This window comes from Streptomyces sp. NPDC015032, from assembly GCF_043080425.1.
Lineage (GTDB): Bacteria > Actinomycetota > Actinomycetes > Streptomycetales > Streptomycetaceae > Streptomyces.
Genome location: NZ_JBIBVN010000024.1, coordinates 107,329 through 127,284 on the forward strand (window position 1 = coordinate 107,329; position 19,956 = coordinate 127,284).

The 19,956-nt window shown below is 69.7% G+C and carries 17 protein-coding genes and 1 riboswitch; of the genes, 6 read left to right on the top strand and 11 right to left on the bottom strand.

The window, feature by feature from the left end:
* Window positions 1-53: 53 nt before the first annotated feature.
* Window positions 54-719 (top strand): N-acetylmuramoyl-L-alanine amidase, encoded by a 666-nt coding sequence (locus ACF08M_RS28250; protein ID WP_392188080.1) that lies wholly within the window; start codon window positions 54-56, stop codon window positions 717-719.
* A gap of 141 nt (window positions 720-860) precedes the next feature.
* Here the strand turns inward: ACF08M_RS28250 and ACF08M_RS28255 are convergent, their stop codons facing one another.
* The 11 genes from ACF08M_RS28255 to ACF08M_RS28305 all read right to left on the bottom strand — a co-directional run bounded on the left by ACF08M_RS28255 (window position 861) and on the right by ACF08M_RS28305 (window position 13,265).
* Complete coding sequence (locus tag ACF08M_RS28255; RefSeq protein WP_392188081.1) at window positions 861-2,030, bottom strand: cysteine desulfurase family protein; 1,170 nt, start codon at window positions 2,028-2,030, stop codon at window positions 861-863.
* Between the two features lie 130 nt (window positions 2,031-2,160).
* On the bottom strand, window positions 2,161-3,027 hold the full coding sequence (locus ACF08M_RS28260; RefSeq protein ID WP_392188082.1) for a thioesterase family protein: 867 nt from the start codon (window positions 3,025-3,027) through the stop codon (window positions 2,161-2,163).
* A 109-nt stretch (window positions 3,028-3,136) separates the two neighbouring features.
* A complete protein-coding gene (locus tag ACF08M_RS28265) occupies window positions 3,137-3,793 on the bottom strand; it encodes a trimeric intracellular cation channel family protein (RefSeq protein ID WP_392188083.1) in 657 nt (218 codons plus the stop codon).
* 18 nt (window positions 3,794-3,811) lie between these two features.
* Window positions 3,812-5,110 carry an ABC transporter ATP-binding protein gene (locus ACF08M_RS28270; RefSeq protein ID WP_392188098.1) on the bottom strand — a complete coding sequence of 433 codons (1,299 nt, stop codon included), beginning with the start codon at window positions 5,108-5,110 and terminating at the stop codon, window positions 3,812-3,814.
* A gap of 35 nt (window positions 5,111-5,145) precedes the next feature.
* Window positions 5,146-6,246, bottom strand: coding sequence for an ABC transporter ATP-binding protein (locus ACF08M_RS28275; protein ID WP_392188084.1), 1,101 nt, complete (start codon window positions 6,244-6,246; stop codon window positions 5,146-5,148).
* The gene (locus ACF08M_RS28280; protein ID WP_392188085.1) at window positions 6,243-7,244 is read right to left on the bottom strand and encodes an ABC transporter permease; all 1,002 of its coding nucleotides are present in this window, start codon (window positions 7,242-7,244) and stop codon (window positions 6,243-6,245) included. Before ACF08M_RS28280 ends, ACF08M_RS28275 begins: the two co-directional genes overlap by 4 nt.
* Before the next feature lie 144 nt (window positions 7,245-7,388).
* A complete protein-coding gene (locus ACF08M_RS28285; RefSeq protein ID WP_392188086.1) occupies window positions 7,389-9,161 on the bottom strand; it encodes an ABC transporter substrate-binding protein in 1,773 nt (590 codons plus the stop codon).
* 95 nt (window positions 9,162-9,256) lie between these two features.
* Window positions 9,257-10,261 carry an ABC transporter permease gene (locus ACF08M_RS28290; protein ID WP_392188087.1) on the bottom strand — a complete coding sequence of 335 codons (1,005 nt, stop codon included), beginning with the start codon at window positions 10,259-10,261 and terminating at the stop codon, window positions 9,257-9,259.
* A gap of 548 nt (window positions 10,262-10,809) precedes the next feature.
* Window positions 10,810-11,580: an enhanced serine sensitivity protein SseB C-terminal domain-containing protein gene (locus ACF08M_RS28295; protein WP_392188088.1), complete on the bottom strand. Its 771-nt coding sequence runs from the start codon at window positions 11,578-11,580 to the stop codon at window positions 10,810-10,812.
* Window positions 11,581-11,759: 179 nt separating this feature from the next.
* Window positions 11,760-12,530, bottom strand: coding sequence for an enhanced serine sensitivity protein SseB (locus tag ACF08M_RS28300; protein WP_392188089.1), 771 nt, complete (start codon window positions 12,528-12,530; stop codon window positions 11,760-11,762).
* Window positions 12,531-12,566: 36 nt separating this feature from the next.
* Window positions 12,567-13,265 (bottom strand): AAA family ATPase, encoded by a 699-nt coding sequence (locus tag ACF08M_RS28305; protein WP_392188090.1) that lies wholly within the window; start codon window positions 13,263-13,265, stop codon window positions 12,567-12,569.
* Between the two features lie 159 nt (window positions 13,266-13,424).
* Window positions 13,425-13,522, top strand: a riboswitch (glycine riboswitch).
* 140 nt (window positions 13,523-13,662) lie between these two features.
* On the opposite strand from ACF08M_RS28305, the gene gcvT reads away from it, so the two are divergent.
* The 5 genes from gcvT to ACF08M_RS28330 all read left to right on the top strand — a co-directional run bounded on the left by gcvT (window position 13,663) and on the right by ACF08M_RS28330 (window position 19,838).
* On the top strand, window positions 13,663-14,799 hold the full coding sequence (gcvT, locus tag ACF08M_RS28310; protein WP_392188091.1) for a glycine cleavage system aminomethyltransferase GcvT: 1,137 nt from the start codon (window positions 13,663-13,665) through the stop codon (window positions 14,797-14,799).
* Window positions 14,800-14,868: 69 nt separating this feature from the next.
* Window positions 14,869-15,246, top strand: a complete 378-nt coding sequence (gcvH, locus tag ACF08M_RS28315; protein ID WP_392188092.1) for a glycine cleavage system protein GcvH — start codon at window positions 14,869-14,871, stop codon at window positions 15,244-15,246.
* Between the two features lie 20 nt (window positions 15,247-15,266).
* Window positions 15,267-16,526 carry a serine hydroxymethyltransferase gene (gene glyA / locus ACF08M_RS28320; protein ID WP_392188093.1) on the top strand — a complete coding sequence of 420 codons (1,260 nt, stop codon included), beginning with the start codon at window positions 15,267-15,269 and terminating at the stop codon, window positions 16,524-16,526.
* A 195-nt stretch (window positions 16,527-16,721) separates the two neighbouring features.
* Window positions 16,722-18,104: an L-serine ammonia-lyase gene (locus tag ACF08M_RS28325; protein ID WP_392188094.1), complete on the top strand. Its 1,383-nt coding sequence runs from the start codon at window positions 16,722-16,724 to the stop codon at window positions 18,102-18,104.
* Window positions 18,105-18,623: 519 nt separating this feature from the next.
* Window positions 18,624-19,838: a beta-ketoacyl-[acyl-carrier-protein] synthase family protein gene (locus ACF08M_RS28330; protein ID WP_392188095.1), complete on the top strand. Its 1,215-nt coding sequence runs from the start codon at window positions 18,624-18,626 to the stop codon at window positions 19,836-19,838.
* The last annotated feature ends 118 nt before the right edge of the window (window positions 19,839-19,956 follow it).

Consider the following 19,956-nt stretch of genomic DNA (forward strand, 5'->3'; position numbering starts at 1 on the left):
CAGAGTACGGGGCGCCGGGAACCGAACGCTCGCGGCTATGCGTTGTGGATCACATGGGGAGCAAGGGGACGGCGGGCGCCGAGGGGTCCGGGCGTGGCATCAGTCGGCGCGCGCTGCTGATCGGCGCGGCCGTCACGGCCGCGGGTACCGCGGTGCTGGCGCGGGAGAAGCTGGAGCGCGCCTGGTGGCGGCTGCCGGGGGTGGACAAGCCCCGAAAGCCGGGCGAGGTGGATTACGCCCGTGCCGAGTGGATATCGGCATCCCCGGCGAACTGGCGGCGGGCCGACCGCCCCGCCGACTATCCGGTCGACCGGATAGTCATCCATGTCACCCAGGGCGGCTACCGGAGCGCAATAGAGGTCTTCCAGGACCCGGGACATGGCGCGGCGGCGCACTACGTGGTGCGCAAGGACGGCCATGTGACGCAGATGATCCGTGAGCTGGACGTGGCGTTCCACGCGGGGAACAGGTCGTACAACGAACGCAGTGTCGGCATCGAGCACGAGGGCTTCGTGGACCGTCCGCAGGACTTCACAGCGGCGATGTACGAGGCGTCGGCGCGGCTGACGGCAGCGATCTGCGGGCGGTACGGGATACCGGTGGACCGGGAGCACATCCTCGGGCACGCGGAGGTGCCGGGCACGGACCACACCGACCCGGGGAAGCACTGGGATTGGGACCGGTATCTGAAGCTGGTCCGGGCGGCGCGGACCTCCTGACCACAGAACCGCCGACGGCCGCGGTCGCCGGCGGGACGCGGCCGCTCGGCGCACGCCGTCACCCGGCAAGGCGTGATCACCCGGCCGGACACCGTCGCCCGGTGGGACGCGATGCCCGGTGGGACGCGATGCCCGCGCCGGTCAGCTGAGCCCGGCCGTCCGTGCCCGCTCCACCGCCGGTCCGATCGCGCGTGCCACCTCGTCGATGTCCTGCTCGGTGGTTGTGTGGCCGAGCGAGAAGCGCAGGGTGCCGCGGGCCAGGTCCGGGTCGGTGCCGGTGGCGAGCAGGACGTGGCTCGGCTGGGCGATGCCCGCGGTGCACGCGGAGCCGGTGGAGCATTCGATGCCCTGGGCGTCCAGCAGCAGGAGCAGGGAGTCGCCCTCGCAGCCGGGGAAGGTGAAGTGGGCGTTGGCGGGGAGCCGGCCGCCCGGGGCCGGGTCCCCGCCGAGGACGGCGTCCGGCACGGCCGCCAGCACCCGCGCGACGAGGTCGTCGCGGAGGCTTCCGATCTCGCGGGCGAATTCCTCGCGCCCGTCCGCGGCCAGCCGTCCCGCGACGGCGAAGGCGGTGATGGCGGGCACGTCGAGGGTGCCCGAGCGGACGTGCCGCTCCTGGCCGCCACCGTGGAGCACGGGCACGGGGGCGTACTCGCGGCCGAGCAGCAGCGCGCCGACGCCGAACGGTCCGCCGATCTTGTGCGCGCTGACCGTCATCGCGGCCAGCCCGGACCGGGCGAAGTCGACTTCGAGCTGCCCGAACGCCTGCACCGCGTCGGCATGCATCGGAACATCGAACTCGCGGGCGACGGAGGCCAGTTCGCGCACCGGCGCGATCGTGCCGATTTCGTTGTTGGCCCACATCACGGTGACCAGCGCGACGTCGTCGGGGTTTTTGAGAATCGCTTCGCGCAGTACGTCCGGGTGGACGCGCCCGTACTGATCGACGGGGAGGTATTCGACGTTCGCGCCCTCGTGTCCGGCGAGCCAGTCGACCGCGTCCAGCACCGCGTGGTGCTCGACCGGACTGGCCAGCACCCGGGTGCGACGGGGGTCGGCGGCGCGCCGGGCCCAGTACAGGCCCTTCACCGCGAGGTTGTCCGCCTCGGTGCCCCCGGCGGTGAAGACCACCTCGCTGGGGCGTGCGCCAAGGGCGTCGGCGAGGGTCTCTCTCGACTCCTCGACGGTACGGCGGGCCCGGCGCCCGGCGGCGTGCAGTGAGGACGCGTTACCGGTGACGGCGAGCTGGGCGGTCATCGCCTCGATCGCTTCCGGAAGCATCGGCGTGGTCGCGGCGTGGTCGAGGTAAGCCATGGTGAGCTCGATTCTACGAGCCCGGGGTGGGGCGTATGCCGGGCGCATCGCTGCCCGGCCCCGCGCATCGCGCGTGCGCCCGCCCCTCCAGCTTCCCCCCGAGCGCCTGCCGGGGACCACGGGACGGTCCTCAGGAGCGCGGAGCCCGCGCCAGCTGACGGGACTGGGCCACCAGCCGGTCCGCGCTGTCCCAGACGTCCGCGTCCTCCTCCAGGAAACCGCCCGCGAGGTTGCGGGTGGTGATCGAGACACGCAGGGGGCCGGGGGCGGGACGGCAGCGGATGTGGGTGGTGAGTTCGATGGTCGGCGTCCAGCCCTTGAGTCCCAGCTCGAACGAGGTGGGCGGCAGCGCGTCGACGGTGAGCAGCAGCGAGAGCGGGTCGGCGTCGCGGCCGTCCGCGAGGCCGAACCAGCCGCGCATCTCACCCTTGCCGGAGGGGGCGCCGACGGCCCAGCCGACCGTCGCGGGGTCGAGCTTGATGTCGAGCCGCTCGGTGATCGCGGAACTGCCCGGGATCGGGGCCGGGCCGTCGGCCGGACCGAGGCAGTGCGCCGACGGCGGGATGGCCGGCGGCTTCGCCGAGGTGCGGACGTCGTCGGACAGCGCGTCCAGATCGCCGTAGGTGGCGAGGACCCGGATGCGTTCGACCTCGGTGCCGTCCTGCGCGTACTGGAAGAGGGAGGCCTGGCCGGTGGAGAGGGTGCGGCCGGTACGGACCGTCTGGGTGCGGATCACCGCGGGCCCCGGGACGGACGCGGTGAGGTAGTGCGCGGAGACCGAGAACGGGTCCGGGTGCGGCAGGGCCTCGCCGAGCGCTCGGCCGAGCATGGCCAGCAGATAGCCGCCATTGACCGCGTGGATGATCGTCCATCCGGCGGAGAGCTCGGCGTCGTAGACGCCTTCTTCGCGAAGGGTGACGGCGGTGTCGCGGTCGAACTCGCTGTCCCCGATGGTTGCCTGCGCGGTCCGCGCCACCTGCTCTGCTGCCTGTGCCATGCGAAGCACCGTACACCGATTTTATTACTGAGCGGTAGCTTTTTTTATGGCCGGAAAGTGTCGGGGTACGCAGTCCGCAGGGCTGCGAAGCCGTATCCGGTGGCCCGGTTCACTCCTCGGCCGTCGCCGACCGCCGGTTGTAGGCGCGCGGGGCCCGCCAGTGGTAACGCATCGAGAGCAGCCGCAGCACAAAGGCCATGATCACCGCGGTGCCGCTGGTGAACGCGTTGAGCGCGTCGAAGCGGATGCAGAGCACGATCATCGTGGCGCCGACGATCGCGGGCACGGCGTACAGATCGCGGTCCCAGCGCAGCAGTGAGGGCACCTCGTTGGCCAGTACGTCGCGCAGCACACCGCCGCCGACCGCGGTGGCCAGGCCCAGGGCCGCCGACGCGGTGAGGCCGAGGCCGTAGTCGTACGCCTTGACCGTGCCCGTGACGCAGAACAGCCCGAGGCCGGCCGCGTCGAAGACGTTGACGCCCACCTGGATCCGCTCGACCTGCGGATGCAGGAAGAACACCAGACCGGCGGCGAGCAGCGGGGTCGTGAAGTAGCCGAGGTCCGTGAACGCCGCCGGCGGGACCGCCCCGATGACGATGTCACGGAACAGCCCCCCGCCCAGCGCGGTCACCTCGGCGAGTACCGCGATGCCGAAGACATCGAAGTTCTTGCGTACGGCGAGCAGTGCGCCGGAGATCGCGAAGACGAAGATTCCGACGATGTCGAGCGCATGCTGGACGGAGGGCGTGAACAGTTCGTTGAGCACCGGGCAATTGTGCCGGTACTACTCCTTCGAGCTGTCCTCCGGCGTATCGGACGGTGCGGGGCCGTCATCGGCCGCGTTCTCACCGGCCGCGTTCTCACTGGCCACGGTCGCAGCGACCGCGGTCCCGGCGGCCGCGGCCTCGTCGGTCGCGGTCCTGTCGGCTTCGGGCTCGGCGGCTTCGGGCTTGTCGGCTTCGGACTTCCGCACCGTGACGATCTCGACCGCCTGGCGCGCCTGTGCCGTCACCGTCTCGCCGGGCGCCTGGTCCGGCGCGTTCTCCGGATGGTGGCAGGCCACCCGGTGCCCGGTCTTCAGCGCGACCATCGGCGGTTCCTGCGTCGTGCAGACCTCCGTCGCCTTCCAGCACCGGGTGTGGAAGCGGCAGCCGCTGGGCGGCGAGATCGGCGACGGGACGTCGCCCTTCAGCAGGATGCGCTCGCTCTTGGCCGAACGGCGCTTCGGGTCCGGGATCGGCACCGCCGAGAGCAGCGCCTTGGTGTACGGATGCATCGGCGCCTTGTAGAGCGACTCGCGGTCGGCCAGCTCCACGATCTTGCCGAGGTACATCACCGCGATCCGGTCCGAGACGTGCCGGACGACCGAGAGGTCATGGGCGATGATCACGTACGTCAGACCCAGCTCGGCCTGGAGGTCGTCGAGCAGGTTGACCACCTGCGCCTGGATGGAGACGTCCAGCGCCGACACCGGCTCGTCCGCCACGACCAGCTTGGGGTTGAGCGCGAGCGCGCGGGCGATCCCGATGCGCTGGCGCTGGCCGCCGGAGAACTCGTGCGGATAGCGGTTGTAGTGCTCGGGATTGAGTCCCACCACCTCCAGCAGCCGCTGCACCTCCTTCTTGACGCCGCCCTCGGGCGTGACGCCCTGCAGCTTGAAGGGGGCGCCCACGATCGTGCCGATCGTGTGCCGGGGGTTCAGCGAGGAGTACGGGTCCTGGAAGATCATCTGCATGTCGCGGCGCATCGGGCGCATGGCGCCGACGCCGAGGTGCGTGATGTCCCTCCCCTCGAACTCGACCTTCCCCGCGGTGGGTTCGAGGAGCCGGGTGATCAGCCGGCCCATCGTCGACTTTCCGCAGCCGGACTCCCCGACGACGCCCAGGGTCTCGCCCGCGCGCACCTCGAAGTCGATCCCGTCGACGGCCTTCACCGCACCGGCGCTGCGCTGCAGCATGCCCTTCTTGAGAGGGAAGTGCTTCTGCAGCCCGGTCACCTTGAGCAGCACCTCGCGGGAGGCGGCCTCCGCGGCCTCCGCGACCGCCACGCCGCCCCCGGCAGGCCTCTGCGCCGGAACGTCCACGCCCTTGTCCTCGCTCGTCACGGCCTTGTCCTCGCTCACAGCTTGGGCGCAATCTCTTCGGTCCAGATACGCTCCCGCTGCTCCTGCGACATGTGGCAGGCCGCCCAGTGCCGGCTGCCGACCTCCTGCAGCTCGGGCCGTACGGTGCGGGTCACGTCGTCCTTGGGCACGTCCGCGTACGGGCAGCGCGGGTTGAAGGCGCAGCCCGACGGGATGTTGATGAGCGACGGCGGGGAACCCTTGACCGGGATGAGCCGGTCGGTCTGGTCGCGGTCGAGACGTGGCATCGAGCCCAGCAGACCCCAGGTGTAGGGGTGCCGGGGCTCGTAGAACACCTTCTCGGCCGGTCCGCGCTCGACGCAGCGCCCGCCGTACATCACCAGGATGTCGTCGGCGAGCTCGGCCACGACGCCCAGGTCGTGGGTGATGATGATGACCGCGGAGCCGAACTCCTTCTGCAGATCCCGGATCAGGTCGAGGATCTGCGCCTGGACGGTCACGTCCAGCGCGGTCGTCGGCTCGTCGGCGATCAGCAGCTCGGGGTTGTTGACCAGCGACATGGCGATCATCGCGCGCTGGCGCATCCCGCCGGAGAACTCGTGCGGGTAGCTGTCGACGCGCTTGTCGGGCTGCGGGATGCCGACCCGGTCGAGCATCTCGACCGCGCGCTTGCGGGCGGTCTTCTTGTCCACGTCGTGATGGACCCGGTACGCCTCCACGATCTGCTTGCCGATCGTGTAGTACGGGTGCAGCGCGGACAGCGGGTCCTGGAAGATCATGGCCATGTCGCGGCCACGCAGCCTGCGCACCTCGTCGGGGTCCGCGGACAGCAGTTCCTTGCCGTCCAGCCAGATCTCGCCGGAGACCTGCGCCTTGCGCTTGCCGTACTGGCCCGCGGTGTGCAGGCCCATGATGCCCAGCGACGTGACCGACTTGCCGGAGCCGGACTCGCCGACGATGCCGAGGGTCTTGCCCTTCTCCAGCTGGAAGTTGAGCCCGTCGACGGACTTGACCAGCCCGTCGTCGGTCGGGAAGTGCACCTTGAGGTCGCGCACTTCGAGGAAGGCGGTGGGAGCGGGCGAGCCCGCCGGGGCGGGCTCGCCCAGCGCGGCACCGCTCTTGTGCAGTTCGGTCATCCCAGCCTCACTCGCGGGTCGATGACGGCGTACAGAATGTCGACGACGAGGTTGGCGACGGCGATCGCGAGAGCCGCGAACAGGGTGACGCCGAGGATCACCGGCAGGTCCTTGTTGCTGATGGCCTGGACCGCCGCGAGCCCGAGCCCCGGCAGGTTGAACGTGGATTCGGTGAGCACGGCGCCGCCGAGGAGCACACCGATGTCGAGGCCGAAGACGGTGAGGATCGGCGTCATCGCGGACCGCAGGGCGTGCCGGGTGATGACGGTGCCCTCGCCCAGCCCCTTGGCGCGGGCGGTGCGGATGTAGTCCTCGCCGAGCACTTCGAGCATGGTGGCTCTGGTGAGCCGGGCGTACATCGCGGCGTTCAGGAAGGCGAGCACGATCCACGGCAGGATCAGTGTCTGGAACCAGGTGCCGATGCCGTCGTCGGTGGAGAGGTTGTCGGCGATGTGCACCCAGCCGAGGGTGTGTACGAACAGGCCCATCGCGACCATGCCGGTGAAGAAGATCGGCAGCGAGACACCGCCGAGGGCGGTGGTCATCGCGGCGCGGTCCCAGATGCTGCCGCGCCGGAGCGCGGACACCACACCGGTGGCGACACCACCGAGGAGCCACAGGACGCAGGCTCCGGCGGCGAGTGCGCCGGTGACGGGCAGGGCGTCCTTGAGGGTGGTCCAGACCGGCACCTCGGTGCGGAAGGAATAGCCGAAACAGGGTGCGGCGCAGTGGGTGACGTCGTCACCGTTCGCGTAGTCGCGCCCCATCGGGATGCCCTTGACGAAGTCCCAGAACTGGACGAGAAGGGGGTCGTCGAGACCCAGTTTGATCCGGATGCCCGCGAGCTGCTCGGCACCCGTGGCCTTGCCGGCGAAGAGGACGGCGACGTCCTGACCCGCCCACTTGGGCAGCATGAAGAAGATGGTGAAGGTCGCGAGCAGTACGACGAGCACCATGATGACTACGGCGAACAGGCGCCGGATGAGATAAGCAAGCACTGTGCGCGGCCCGGCGGTGGCCGGGAACCTCGTAGGGTTCCCGACCACCGCCCCGGCCATCACCTGCCCTTCGGACTGGCGGGTTTCGGCGGCGGTGGGGCAGTCAACCGGGTTGACTGCAAATGCTGTTGGCTACAGCAGCGACTACTTGACGACGCCGAGGGAGACGTAGTCGTAACGGCCGCTGTAGGCGTCGGACATGTAGACGTTCGTCAGCCGGTCGCCGCGCCAGGTGATGTTCTTCTCGTAGAGGAAGGGCATCCAGTCGGCCTGGTCGAGGATCCGCTTGTCGAGAGCCTTGTAGACCTCGCCGGCCTTGACCGGGTCGGTCTGCGCGATCGCGTCGTCGAAGAGCTTGTCGATCTGCGGGTCCTTGATCTGCGACTCGTTGTAGTTACCGGTGTCCGACAGGAACCGGCTGTCCCACAGCGGCTGGCCGAAGCCCTGGCCGGACGGGAAGTCCGGGCCCCAGCCGCTCATCGTCATGCCGTAGCCGCGCTTCTTCACGACGGCCGGCGAACCGGTGATGCTGGAGGACTCGGCACCGTCGATCGGGTCGACCTCGACCTTGATGCCGACCTTGCCGAGCTGCTCCTGGAACGCCTCGGCCGCGTCGACCTCACCCGGGTTGTTGTTACGGGCGGTGAGCTTGGTCGAGAAGCCGTCGGGGTGACCGCACTGCTTCAGCTCGTCCTTGGCCTTGGCCGCGTCCGGCTTGCCCTTGCGGGCGAGAATGCCGTACGGGTCGTAGTCGCTGTGGCCCTTGATGGAGGTCGGCAGCGTGCTGTTGGCGATCTCGCCACCGGCGATCTCACCACCGCGGGTCTGCTGGAGGCCGGCGAAGTCCGTGGCGTAGAAGACGGCCTTGCGGCAGTGGACGTCGTCCAGCGGCTTGGCCGTGTGGACGAGGGCGACGTAGCGGACGAAGGACGTCAGCATGTTGTCGACGCTGCCCTTGTGCTTCTGAATGGCGGTGACGCGGCCGGACTGGGTCATGCCGGTGCCGTTGAGGTCGACGTCGTAGTCGCCCTCCATCAGCTTCTTGTCGTTCTCCTCCAGGTTGGCGGAGATCGTCACGGTGATCTTGTCCGGGAGGGCGGCGCGCACCGGGTCCGAGGACTTCTGCCACTTGTCGTTGCGGACGAGGACGATGTTCTTGCCCGGCTTGTACGACTCGAACTTGTACGGGCCCGAGGAGAACGGCCGCTGGGTGTACTTCGCCTTGGTGTCCTCCGACGCCTTCACGGGCGTGCCGGACGGCATGGCGAGGAACTGCTCGAAGTCACCGTTGGGCTTGGGCAGCTTGAAGATGATGGTGCTGTCGTCCGGCGTCTCGATCGCCTTCAGGCCGAGCTTGTCCGGCGACGAGTCCTTGTAGGGGCCCTTGTACTCGCTCTTGGGGTCCAGCGTCTGCTTCAGGTACTGCGGCCCACCGGTGATGGTGTCCGTCGCCCAGATGCGCTCGATGCCGTACTTGACGTCCTTGGAGGTCAGCTTGGAGCCGTCCTCCCAGGTGATGCCGGGGCGCAGCTTGTACGTGTACGTCTTGCCGTCGTCCGAGATCACCGCGGGACCGGTGGCGAGGTCGCCGACCAGCTTGGTGGAGGCGGCACCGGGCTTGGTGTCGTACGTGACCAGCTGGCGGGTGTAGAAGCGCATGAAGTCCCAGGCCATGCCGTAGTAGGCACGCTGGGGGTCGGCGGAGTCGAGGTCCTGCTTGCCGACCATCCTCAGCGTTCCGCCCTTTTTGGTGGACGGGTTGGCGACCTTGTTGAACGCCGCGTTGAACCCGGCGGCCTTCGAGTTGCCGTCGCCGTTGCCGCTGTCATCGCCGCCGCACGCGGTGGTGGTCATCAGCGCCGCGACCACGAGGGCCGCACCAGCGGTGAGCCGTCGCTTCGAGGTAACTGTGGACATTTTCTCGTAACCTCCGAGATCGCGGTCCCAGGCCTTTGCTTGCCGGAGAACCATGGGAAGAGCCACCTGACAGTGCGGCAGGGGCAAGTCGTGGGTTATCGGGTCCCCTTGGGATCCAGGGCGTCGCGCAGCCCGTCCCCGAAGAGGTTGAAGGCCAGCACGGTGATGAAGATCGTCACGCCGGGAAAGACCATGAACATCGGGTCGTGCTCGTACGTCTCCAGGGCATCGCGCAGCATGCCGCCCCAGGAGGCCGTGGGCGGCCGCACACCCGCGCCGAGGAAGCTGAGGGCCGCTTCGGTGAGGATGTTGGTGGGGATCATGAGCGTCGCGTAGACGGTGATCGGTGCCACCAGGTTCGGCAGCAGCTCGCGGAAGAGGATGTGCGCCCGTCCGCCGCCGAGGCTGCGCGCCGCCTCCACGTACTCGCGCTCACGCAGCGAGAGCGTCTGGCCCCGGACGATGCGTCCCACGTACGGCCAGCCGAAGAAGCCGATGACGACGACGAGTACGGCGATGCGCACCCCGCTGCCGGAGAGGCCGAGCAGATCGTCGGGGAGGACCGAGACGAGGGAGATGATGAACAGGAGCTGCGGGAAGGACAGCAGCACGTCCATGACCCGGCTGATCACCGCGTCCACCCAGCCGCCGAAGTATCCGGCGATGATCCCGAAGAGCGTGCCGAGCGCCACCGCGACCAGGGCCGCCAGGAACGCCACGAGGAGCGAGATCCGGGCGCCGTAGACGATCCGGCTGAAGACGTCGCGCCCCTTGTTGGGCTCGACGCCGAAGAGGAAGTCGCCGCTCATACCGCCGAGGGAGCCGGTGGGGAGATTGGTCAGCGGGTCGAGCTTGTCCTGGTGGAAGTCGTTCGGCGGGTGCCCCAGCAGGCCCACGATGAGGGGCGCGAAGACCGCCACCACGATCAGGACGAGGACAACGATGCCACCCGTCAGAGCGACCTTGTCCTGCTTGAGGCGGTTCCAGGCGATCTGCTTGAGGGAGCGCCCCTCGACCTTCTTCGTCCCGGACTCGGCCGCGGGACCACCGGTCGCGATCGGGTCCGCTTCCGTGGTCGGCTCGTGCAATGGTGCCGTCATCGTGGCAAGGACCCCTCTCAACCGGCGGTGGCCGGGCCGAACTGGCCGCCGTGGCGGCGCGGATCAGTCAGTCGTACGCGGAGGCGGCAGGACGCCCTTGGTGCGGGAGTCTTCATTGCTGTTGCGCGAGGTAGCCATACCGTCAGGCGAATGGATGCCTAACCGTGATGCGGTCAGGGGTGTTCCGTTATCCGGACGGATGTGAACGCCCGCCGAACACTGGTCAGTTGAGCTGGAAGAGGGCACGGGAACAGATTCACCCCGCATTCACCATCAGCCATCCCCAGCACGGAAATCCCGGACATGGGGGCATGGAACCGCACAGGGGCCCACGAAGCGCACGGAAGCGCGGCCGCGCACGGCAGGAGTCGGCAAAGCGGTCGGGGATCCGGGAGTTGGTGCCGTACCAGTTCGTCGCGTTCCGGGAATCAGGACCGTACGCATGCATTCCCGGCACACCTGGCACGTACACCTGCATTCCGGGCGCAGAGAGGCGGACGGCTGCTTCCCGGGCGGCTCCGGTATCTACGGCTGCGCTGCGGGCAGGCTCAGTACGCGCCCTGCGGCGGGTAGCCGTAGCCGGCCGCCGGGGCGTGGGCCTCGCGGTCGTAGAACGGGCGGGTGTTGGCGCGCAGCCACATCGCGACGGGGTCGTACTCGTCGGACATCGCGACCGTGGAGACGGGCAGCCCGTCCGGGACCGCGCCGATCGACTGCTGCATCATCGCGCGCACCGCGTCGACCGAGGTCTGGCTCGTGTCGTAGAGATCGAGGCCGATGGCGAGATACGGGACGCCGAGCGCGGGCTGCACCCAGGCACGGCGCAGCGAGCGGATCGCGGGGGTGCGATGGGCGTTCTGCGTGAGCAGGGCGTAGAACTGCGGGATCTCGATGGCGGGCTCGGTGAGCCGGAGCGGACCCGCGGGCATCCGGTCGAGACCGGTGGCGATCCGGCGCAGGTCCAGCCAGGGGATGCCCACGCCGCCGCCCGGGGCATGCGGGTTGAGCCAGATGCCCCAGCGGTCCGGGAAGAGGGCGCGGGCGATGTCGCGGCCGGTGACCAGCTCGTGGGCCCGGTTCCAGCCGCTGACCGAGAGCTCCTGGGCGGAGGTCACACAGGGGGCGTAGCCGAGGCCGTCGACCTCCATGTTCCCGTACTGGGCGTCGGGCGAGCCGGCCTGGCCGTGCCAGAGGAGCATCCAGATCCGGTCGTGCGCGAGGGCCTGCAGCAGCGCCTCGTACGCGTCGTAGCGCCCGGGCGTCACTTGGCGCAGCATGTGCTCGACCTGCCCGGCCGCCGCGGTGCCTGACGCACTCACCTGGTCCCGCCCCTCTTCGATCCACTGTGTCGGCCCGCCGCTCCCGGGCACACGGGTGCGGCATGATGCCGTGGCACCAGCCATCAAACCAGCTTATGCGCCGGTCCTGACACCGACTTGACGCCTCGGGCCGGCGCAGTGATCCACTCCGGAGCCGTCCGCGGGCGCCGTCCCGGGTGCTACTCGCCCGCGCGCTGGTAGAACGGCCGGAGCTTCTCCCGCATCCAGTCCCCGACCGGATCCTGCGCCACATCGAGCAGGACCAGATTGACCGGCCAGGGCACCTCGACGCGGCCGAGCGCACGGCCGAGGGCGTCCATCGGGGCGGTGCGGTCGGCGCCCTCCCAGGTGGAGAGCTCGACACCGATGAAGAGGACGGGCTCACCGCCCTCGATGCTGGCCAGGGTCCGGCGGGCGGTGCGCACGACGCCGCTCTCCTCGAACTCGCCGGCCGCCGCGGCGAGGAAGTCGACGGGCTCTTCCTTCCAGTCCGGCTCGTACAGCCGGACGCGGCCTCCGCCGGCCGGTCCGTCCAGCGGGGTGCGTCCGGCGCGGCAGAGCTCGGCCACGGCGGGCGGCGGCAGCGGCATCCCGACGGCGCCGCCCGGGTTCACCGCCACACCGAGCTGCGGGGGCAGTCCGCGGGCGAACTCGCGGGCGGGCGCGACGGTGAAGGACATGGAGGTACCGACACAGCTGAGGAACTGCTGCTCGGAGCTGAACACGGGAACGTACGCGGCGCCCTCGATCTCCAGCGTCGGCAGGTCCAGGTCGGGGGAGTCGGGTCCGCCGCCGTTGGGCAGGGGCACCCAGACCTGGCTGCGCCCGAGCACCTCGACGAGCCGTCCGCCCGCCTCCGGGCTGCCCACCGAGGCCATCAGCACCTCTTCGAGCTCATTGGCGGGCCATCCGCCCTGCGGATGGGACTGGCCCTGCGCCGGAATGTCCACTGCTTCCCCTTCTTCCCCGAGCCTTCCGGCAGAAGGTTAACGTCCGGCTCCCGGGCCCTGTGCGTCGGCGAAAGCGATCCGGTCCAGCCGCCCCGCCGCCGCGCGGTCCAGCAGCACCGCCGAGGCGCACCCGGGCGGCAACAGGCCGGTCCCGGCGTCCCGCAGCAGCCTTCCCACCGCCCTGCGGTGCCGGGCGAACGCGTATCCGGAGACGCCGCGCCCGCGCTCCCGCTGGCCCTCCCTCGCCGTACGTGGCGTGACGTCGAGCAGGACGAGGTGGAGCACCCGGCCCCGGCGCCGCGCCGCACGGGCCAGCCAGCCGCGTACCCATGCCTGGGTTCCGCAGTCGTGGACGACGACGGACTCACCGGAGCGCAGCACCCGCCACAGCCTCCGGTAGTGGGCGACGCGGACGAAGGGGCGGTAGACGGCATACGGGAGTAACCGGGGCACGATCCGCGCCCAGTGGTCCCGGGTGTCCTGGGAGTCGATGGCGTGGGCCGTCGTCACCGCCCGCCGGATGAGCGTCGATTTGCCGCTGCCGGGCAGCCCGGAGACCACCACCACGTCGCCCGCGCCGAAGCGCAGGCTGCGCGGGCTGCGCCCGGCCCGCTCCCGGAGGTCCCGCACCACGGGCGTGTGCGGACGGGGCGTACCGGTGGCCGGTGCCCCCGGTTGTGCGGGCATCGCGCCGTGCGCGGCCTCCGTGGTCGTCGCGTACCGCTGCAGCGTCATCGCCCCTCCCCCTGTCGGGTCACCCCACACATGCCCCTGAAGTGTAAAGAAAAGGTAATGCAGCACAACCGTCCACGCCGCTGATTCCTGTGAGGGACCGGGGCCCCACTCCGGCGCGATGCGTGCGATGATGACCCGGCCAACTCCATAAAGGCCGCTTGAATCCGCGCGGGAGAGTTCCGGTCACTGCATGTGCCGGGCGCCGAAGGAGCAAGTTCCTCCCTTGAATCTCTCAGGCCCCGTACCGCGTGGATGAGGCAGATCTGAAAAGCGGGCCGCTCCGCGGCCCCACCCAAGGTGCAAGCCGAACCCTTCGGGGGCTCTCGGCGAACCTCTCAGGTTCCGATGACAGATGGGGAGGGATTGTCCTCGTCGTCATGCCCCGGGAGCCACATCCATGAGCACCGCCCCCCGTCTCACTGCCCTCGATGCCCTGCACCGTTCGCTGGGCGCGACCATGACCGACTTCGCGGGCTGGGACATGCCCCTGCGGTACGGCAGCGAGCGCGACGAGCACAACGCGGTCCGCACCAGGGCCGGTCTCTTCGACCTGTCGCACATGGGCGAGATCACCGTCACCGGCCCCGAGGCCGCGGCCTTCCTGAACTTCGCGCTGGTCGGCAACATCGGCACCGTCGCCGTGGGCCGCGCCCGCTACACGATGATCTGCGCCGAGGACGGCGGCATCCTGGACGACCTGATCGTCTACCGCCTCGGAGAGGACGCGGCCCCCGAATATCTGGTCGTGGCCAACGCCGGGAACGCCCAGACCGTGCTGGACGCGCTGACCGCGCGGGCCGGCGGCTTCGACGCCGCGGTGCGCGACGACCGCGACGCGTACGCGCTGCTCGCCGTCCAGGGCCCCGAGTCCCCCGCCATCCTGGCCGCCGTCACCGATGCCGACCTGGACGGGCTGAAGTACTACGCCGGTCTGCCCGGCACGGTCGCCGGTGTCCCCGCACTGATCGCCCGTACCGGCTACACCGGCGAGGACGGCTTCGAGCTGTTCGTCGCCCCCGTCCACGCCGAGCAGCTGTGGAAGGCCCTCACCGAGGCGGGCGCCTCGCGCGGCCTGATCCCGTGCGGGCTCTCCTGCCGCGACACGCTGCGCCTGGAGGCCGGCATGCCGCTCTACGGGCACGAGCTGACCACCGGGCTGACCCCGTTCGACGCCGGTCTCGGCCGGGTCGTGAAGTTCGAGAAGGAGGGCGACTTCGTCGGCCGCGAGGCCCTGCGGGCCGCCGCCGAGCGCGCCGAGGCCGCCCCGCCCCGCAAGCTGGTCGGACTGATCGCCGAGGGCCGCCGCGTGCCCCGCGCCGGCTACCCCGTTGTCGCCGTGGGCGGGACCGGCAGCGAGGTCGTCGGCGAGGTCACCTCGGGCGCCCCCTCGCCCACCCTGGGCAAGCCGATCGCCATCGCGTACGTGGACGCCGCACACGCCGCGCCCGGCACCGCGGGCGTCGGAGTGGACATCCGGGGCAGCCACGAGCCGTACGAGGTCGTGGCTCTGCCGTTCTACAAGCGTCAGAAGTGACGCATTCGCGTCTCACACCGTAAGACCACCGTTCATCAGCACTCCCCCGCGTACAGGAGAATTCAGGTCATGAGCAACCCCCAGCAGCTGCGTTACAGCAAGGAGCACGAGTGGCTGTCGGCCGTCGAGGACGGTGTGGCCACGATCGGTATCACCGAGTTCGCCGCCAACGCGCTCGGCGATGTCGTCTACGCCCAGCTCCCCGAGGTCGGTGACACCGTGACCGCGGGCGAGACCTGTGGCGAGCTGGAGTCGACCAAGTCGGTGAGCGACCTGTACTCGCCGGTGACCGGTGAGGTCACCGAGGCGAACCAGGACGTCGTGGACGACCCGTCGCTGGTGAACTCCGCTCCGTTCGAGGGCGGCTGGCTGTTCAAGGTACGTATGGCGGAGGAGCCGAAGGACCTGCTCTCCGCAGACGAGTACACCGAGTTCTCCGGCAACTAAAGACCCCAAGGGACCACCTGATGTCGCTTCTCAACTCATCCCTCCACGAGCTGGACCCCGACGTCGCCGCCGCCGTCGACGCCGAGCTCCACCGTCAGCAGTCCACCCTCGAAATGATCGCCTCGGAGAACTTCGCTCCGGTCGCGGTCATGGAGGCCCAGGGCTCCGTCCTCACCAACAAGTACGCCGAGGGCTACCCCGGCCGCCGCTACTACGGCGGCTGCGAGCACGTCGACGTCGTCGAGCAGATCGCCATCGACCGCATCAAGGCGCTGTTCGGCGCCGAGGCCGCGAACGTCCAGCCGCACTCCGGTGCGCAGGCCAACGCCGCCGCGATGTTCGCGCTGCTGAAGCCGGGCGACACGATCATGGGCCTGAACCTGGCCCACGGCGGTCACCTGACCCACGGCATGAAGATCAACTTCTCCGGCAAGCTCTACAACGTGGTCCCGTACCATGTCGACGACACCGGTGTCGTGGACATGGTCGAGGTCGAGCGCCTGGCCAAGGAGTCCAAGCCGAAGCTGATCGTGGCCGGCTGGTCCGCGTACCCCCGCCAGCTGGACTTCGCCGCCTTCCGCCGCATCGCGGACGAGGTCGGCGCGTACCTGATGGTCGACATGGCGCACTTCGCGGGCCTGGTGGCCGCGGGTCTGCACCCCAACCCGGTGCCGTACGCCCATGTCGTCACGACCACCACGCACAAGACCCTCGGCGGTCCGCGCGGTGGTGTCATCCTGTCCACGCAGGAGCTGGCCAAGAAGATCAACTCGGCGGTCTTCCCGGGCCAGCAGGGTGGTCCGCTGGAGCACGTGATCGCGGCCAAGGCGGTCTCGTTCAAGGTCGCGGCGACCGAGGAGTTCAAGGAGCGCCAGCAGCGCACCCTGGACGGCGCCCGCATCCTCGCCGAGCGCCTGGTCCAGCCGGACGTCACCGAGGTCGGTGTCTCCGTGCTGTCCGGCGGTACGGACGTCCACCTGGTCCTGGTCGACCTGCGCAACTCCGAGCTGGACGGCCAGCAGGCCGAGGACCGGCTGCACGAGCTGGGCATCACGGTCAACCGGAACGCCATCCCGAACGACCCGCGGCCTCCGATGGTCACCTCGGGTCTGCGGATCGGTACGCCGGCCCTGGCCACCCGCGGTTTCCAGGCCGCGGACTTCACCGAGGTCGCGGACATCATCGCGTCGGCCCTCAAGCCGGCCTACGACGCGGAGGCCCTGAAGGCCCGCGTCGTCGCGCTGGCCGAGAAGTTCCCGCTGTACCCCGGCCTGAAGTAGTCCGGCGCACAGACCGTCCCGAAGTGGTCCGGGACGTAATTCGGGACACAGTTCGGCACCTTTCGGGCGGGGCACCGCGCACACTGGGCAGTGAGCGCGGTGCCCCACCCCTTGTCCCCGCTGTTCTTCGGACCGACCGGTCCGTACCGCATCACCCGGCAGACGACGACGTCTACCAACCCTGAGGAGTCTTCCGTGGCCATCTCGGTCTTCGACCTGTTCTCGATCGGCATCGGCCCGTCCAGCTCCCATACGGTCGGCCCGATGCGCGCCGCCCGTATGTTCGCGCGCCGGCTGAAGAACGAGGGCCTCATCGCCCACACCGCCTCCGTACGCGCGGAGCTGTACGGCTCCCTCGGCGCGACCGGTCACGGCCACGGCACCCCCAAGGCGGTCCTGCTCGGCCTGGAGGGCGAGTCGCCCCGCACCGTCGACGTGGAGTCCGCCGACGACCGGATAGAACGCATCCGCACCACCGGCCGGATCAGCCTGCTCGGCATGCACGAGATCGGCTTCGACGCCGACGAGCAGCTGATCCTGCACCGCCGCAAGGCCCTCCCGTACCACGCCAACGGCATGACGCTCTTCGCCTTCGACCGGGACGGCTCGACGCTGCTGGAGAAGACCTACTACTCGGTCGGCGGCGGCTTCGTCGTGGACGAGGACGCAGTCGGCGAGGACCGGATCGTCCTCGACGACACCGTGCTGAAGCACCCCTTCCGTACCGGCGACGAACTGCTGCGGCTCTCCCAGGACACCGGCCTGTCCATCTCCTCGCTGATGCTGGAGAACGAGAAGGCCTGGCGCACCGAGGACGAGATCCGCTCGGGCCTGCTGGACATCTGGCACGTCATGCAGGCCTGCGTCTCGCGCGGCATGTCCCGCGAGGGCATCCTGCCCGGCGGCCTCAAGGTCCGTCGCCGCGCCGCGAACACCGCCCGCCAGCTGCGCGCCGGGGGCGACCCGCAGGCCCACGCGATGGAGTGGATCACCCTCTACGCGATGGCGGTCAACGAGGAGAACGCGGCAGGCGGCCGCGTCGTCACCGCGCCCACCAACGGCGCCGCGGGCATCATCCCGGCCGTGCTGCACTACTACATGAATTTCGCGGCCGGCGGCGCCACCGAGGCGGAGAAGGCGGACGGCGTCGTCCGCTTCCTCCTCGCCGCCGGAGCCATCGGCATGCTCTTCAAGGAGAACGCCTCCATCTCCGGCGCCGAGGTCGGCTGCCAGGGCGAGGTCGGCTCCGCCTGCTCGATGGCCGCGGGCGCCCTCGCCGAGGTTCTCGGCGGCACCCCCGAGCAGGTCGAGAACGCCGCCGAGATCGGCATGGAGCACAACCTCGGTCTGACCTGCGACCCGGTCGGCGGTCTCGTCCAGATCCCCTGCATCGAGCGCAACGGCATGGCCGCGGTCAAGGCCGTCACGGCGGCGAAGATGGCGCTGCGCGGCGACGGCAGCCACAAGGTCTCCCTGGACAAGGTCATCAAGACCATGAAGGAGACGGGCGCGGACATGAGCGTGAAGTACAAGGAGACGGCGCGCGGCGGGCTCGCGGTGAACATCATCGAGTGCTGACGGGATGGGCCCTGACCTGCGCATTTGAATCTTTCAGCGCTGTCGTGGCCTGCCCCGCTTACCTGGCGGAAAGTCCCTGGGAAGTCCCCGGGACAGGCCTGACTCGCGTCTGTCGGCCTCGGCAGCGACGCGGGGCCCGCGGACTGCCCGCGTTCCACGTCCGCCGCCACCGCTGGACCGGCCGGACACCGACCCGCAGGTCCTTGGCGATCACCGCACTCGGCTCGCCCAGGGCGAGCCGGTCCGCGGCCTGGAGCCATGACCCCTCACGGAGCTCCTGCCGTTCGGCGGTCGACCCACCCCTTTGTGAACAGCTCATGCCCCGGTGACACCCAGCAGGCGACCAGCCGTCAGCTTCTACGACACCATGAGCTCGACCTCGGTAATTGTCTGAAGAGGACAATCTCTCGCTTTCGAATCGGTCAACTCCTGCCCCGAGTTCCCTTCTGCACTCTGACATGATCTCCATGAGAGCAAGTCAGGGACTATGTAGCATCTATACAACTCAAGGAGGCTCGCGTGACCCGTAACGGTCGTGTGCTGGTGACCGGCGTCGGTGCGATGACGCCGCTGGGAGCCGATGCGCCGTCGTCGTGGTCGGGACTGCTGGACGGTAAGTCGGGGGTGCGCTTCCTGGAGGAGGAGTGGGCCACGGACCTGCCCGTGCACGTTGCGGCCGGGCTCACGGTGGACCCCGCCTCCCTGCTTCCGAGGACCGAGGCCAGGAAGCTGGACCGCGGTGAGCAGGTCGCCATCCTCAGTGCGCGCGAAGCTTGGCAGGACGCCGGTGCTCCGCAGGTCGAGCCGGAACGACTCGCCGTCGTCATTGGTACGGGGACCGGTGGCATCCTCACCACGCTGGGGCAGGACGACATCTTCGAACGCGCCGGGATTCGCCGGCTGTCGCCGTTCGCGGTCCCCATGCTGATGCCCAACGGGCCGGCTGCCTGGGTGAGCATGGACCTGGGCGCGAGGGGAGGCGCCAGGACTCCGGTGAGTGCCTGTGCGTCCGGGGCGGAGGCCCTTGCCCTGGGGCAGGATCTGATCCGCAGCGGGCGGGCGGACGTGGTCGTCGCAGGTGGGGTGGAGGCATGCCTGCACCCCTTCACCATCGCGGCATTCGCCCAGATGAAGGCCCTGTCGACGCAGTCCGTGGACCCGGAGACCGTGTCCCGCCCATTCGACGTAGCGCGGTCCGGGTTCGTCATGGGCGAGGGCGCGGGGATGATGGTGCTCGAACGCGCCGAGTTCGCCCGGGCCCGTGAAGCACGTGCCTACGGCACGCTGGCCGGCAGTGCCGTGAGTTCGAGCGCGCAGCACATCACGGCCTCCGACGCGGAAGGTCAGACCTTCGCCATGGAACTGGCGCTGCGCGACGCCGGCCTGGCGCCGGCGGACATCGGGGTCGTGCACGCCCACGCCACCTCGACGGAGTCCGGTGACCTGGCGGAGGCCGAGGCGATCGGCCGAGTGATCGGCAGCCACGCCGTGGTGACGGCGACGAAGTCGATGACAGGTCACATGATGGGCGCGTCCGGAACAGTTGGCGCCATGGCCGCCCTGTTCGCACTCAAGGACGGCACGGTGCCGGCCACACGCAACCTCGACGAACTCGACCCGCGCGTGGACCTGGACGTGGTCCGCGGTGAGCGGCGCACCGGTCAGTGGTCTGCCGCCCTGACCAACTCGTTCGGGTTCGGCGGACACAACGTCAGTCTCGTCTTCACCAATTGACATCCTCCCCGCTCTGAAGGGCGGGGATTCCTGGCTCAGGCTGCCTGCGGGAGCGGCGCTCCCGGAGGTCTTACGCCCTCAACGCCAGCCGGGATGAGACCAGCCCGGATCAGCATCA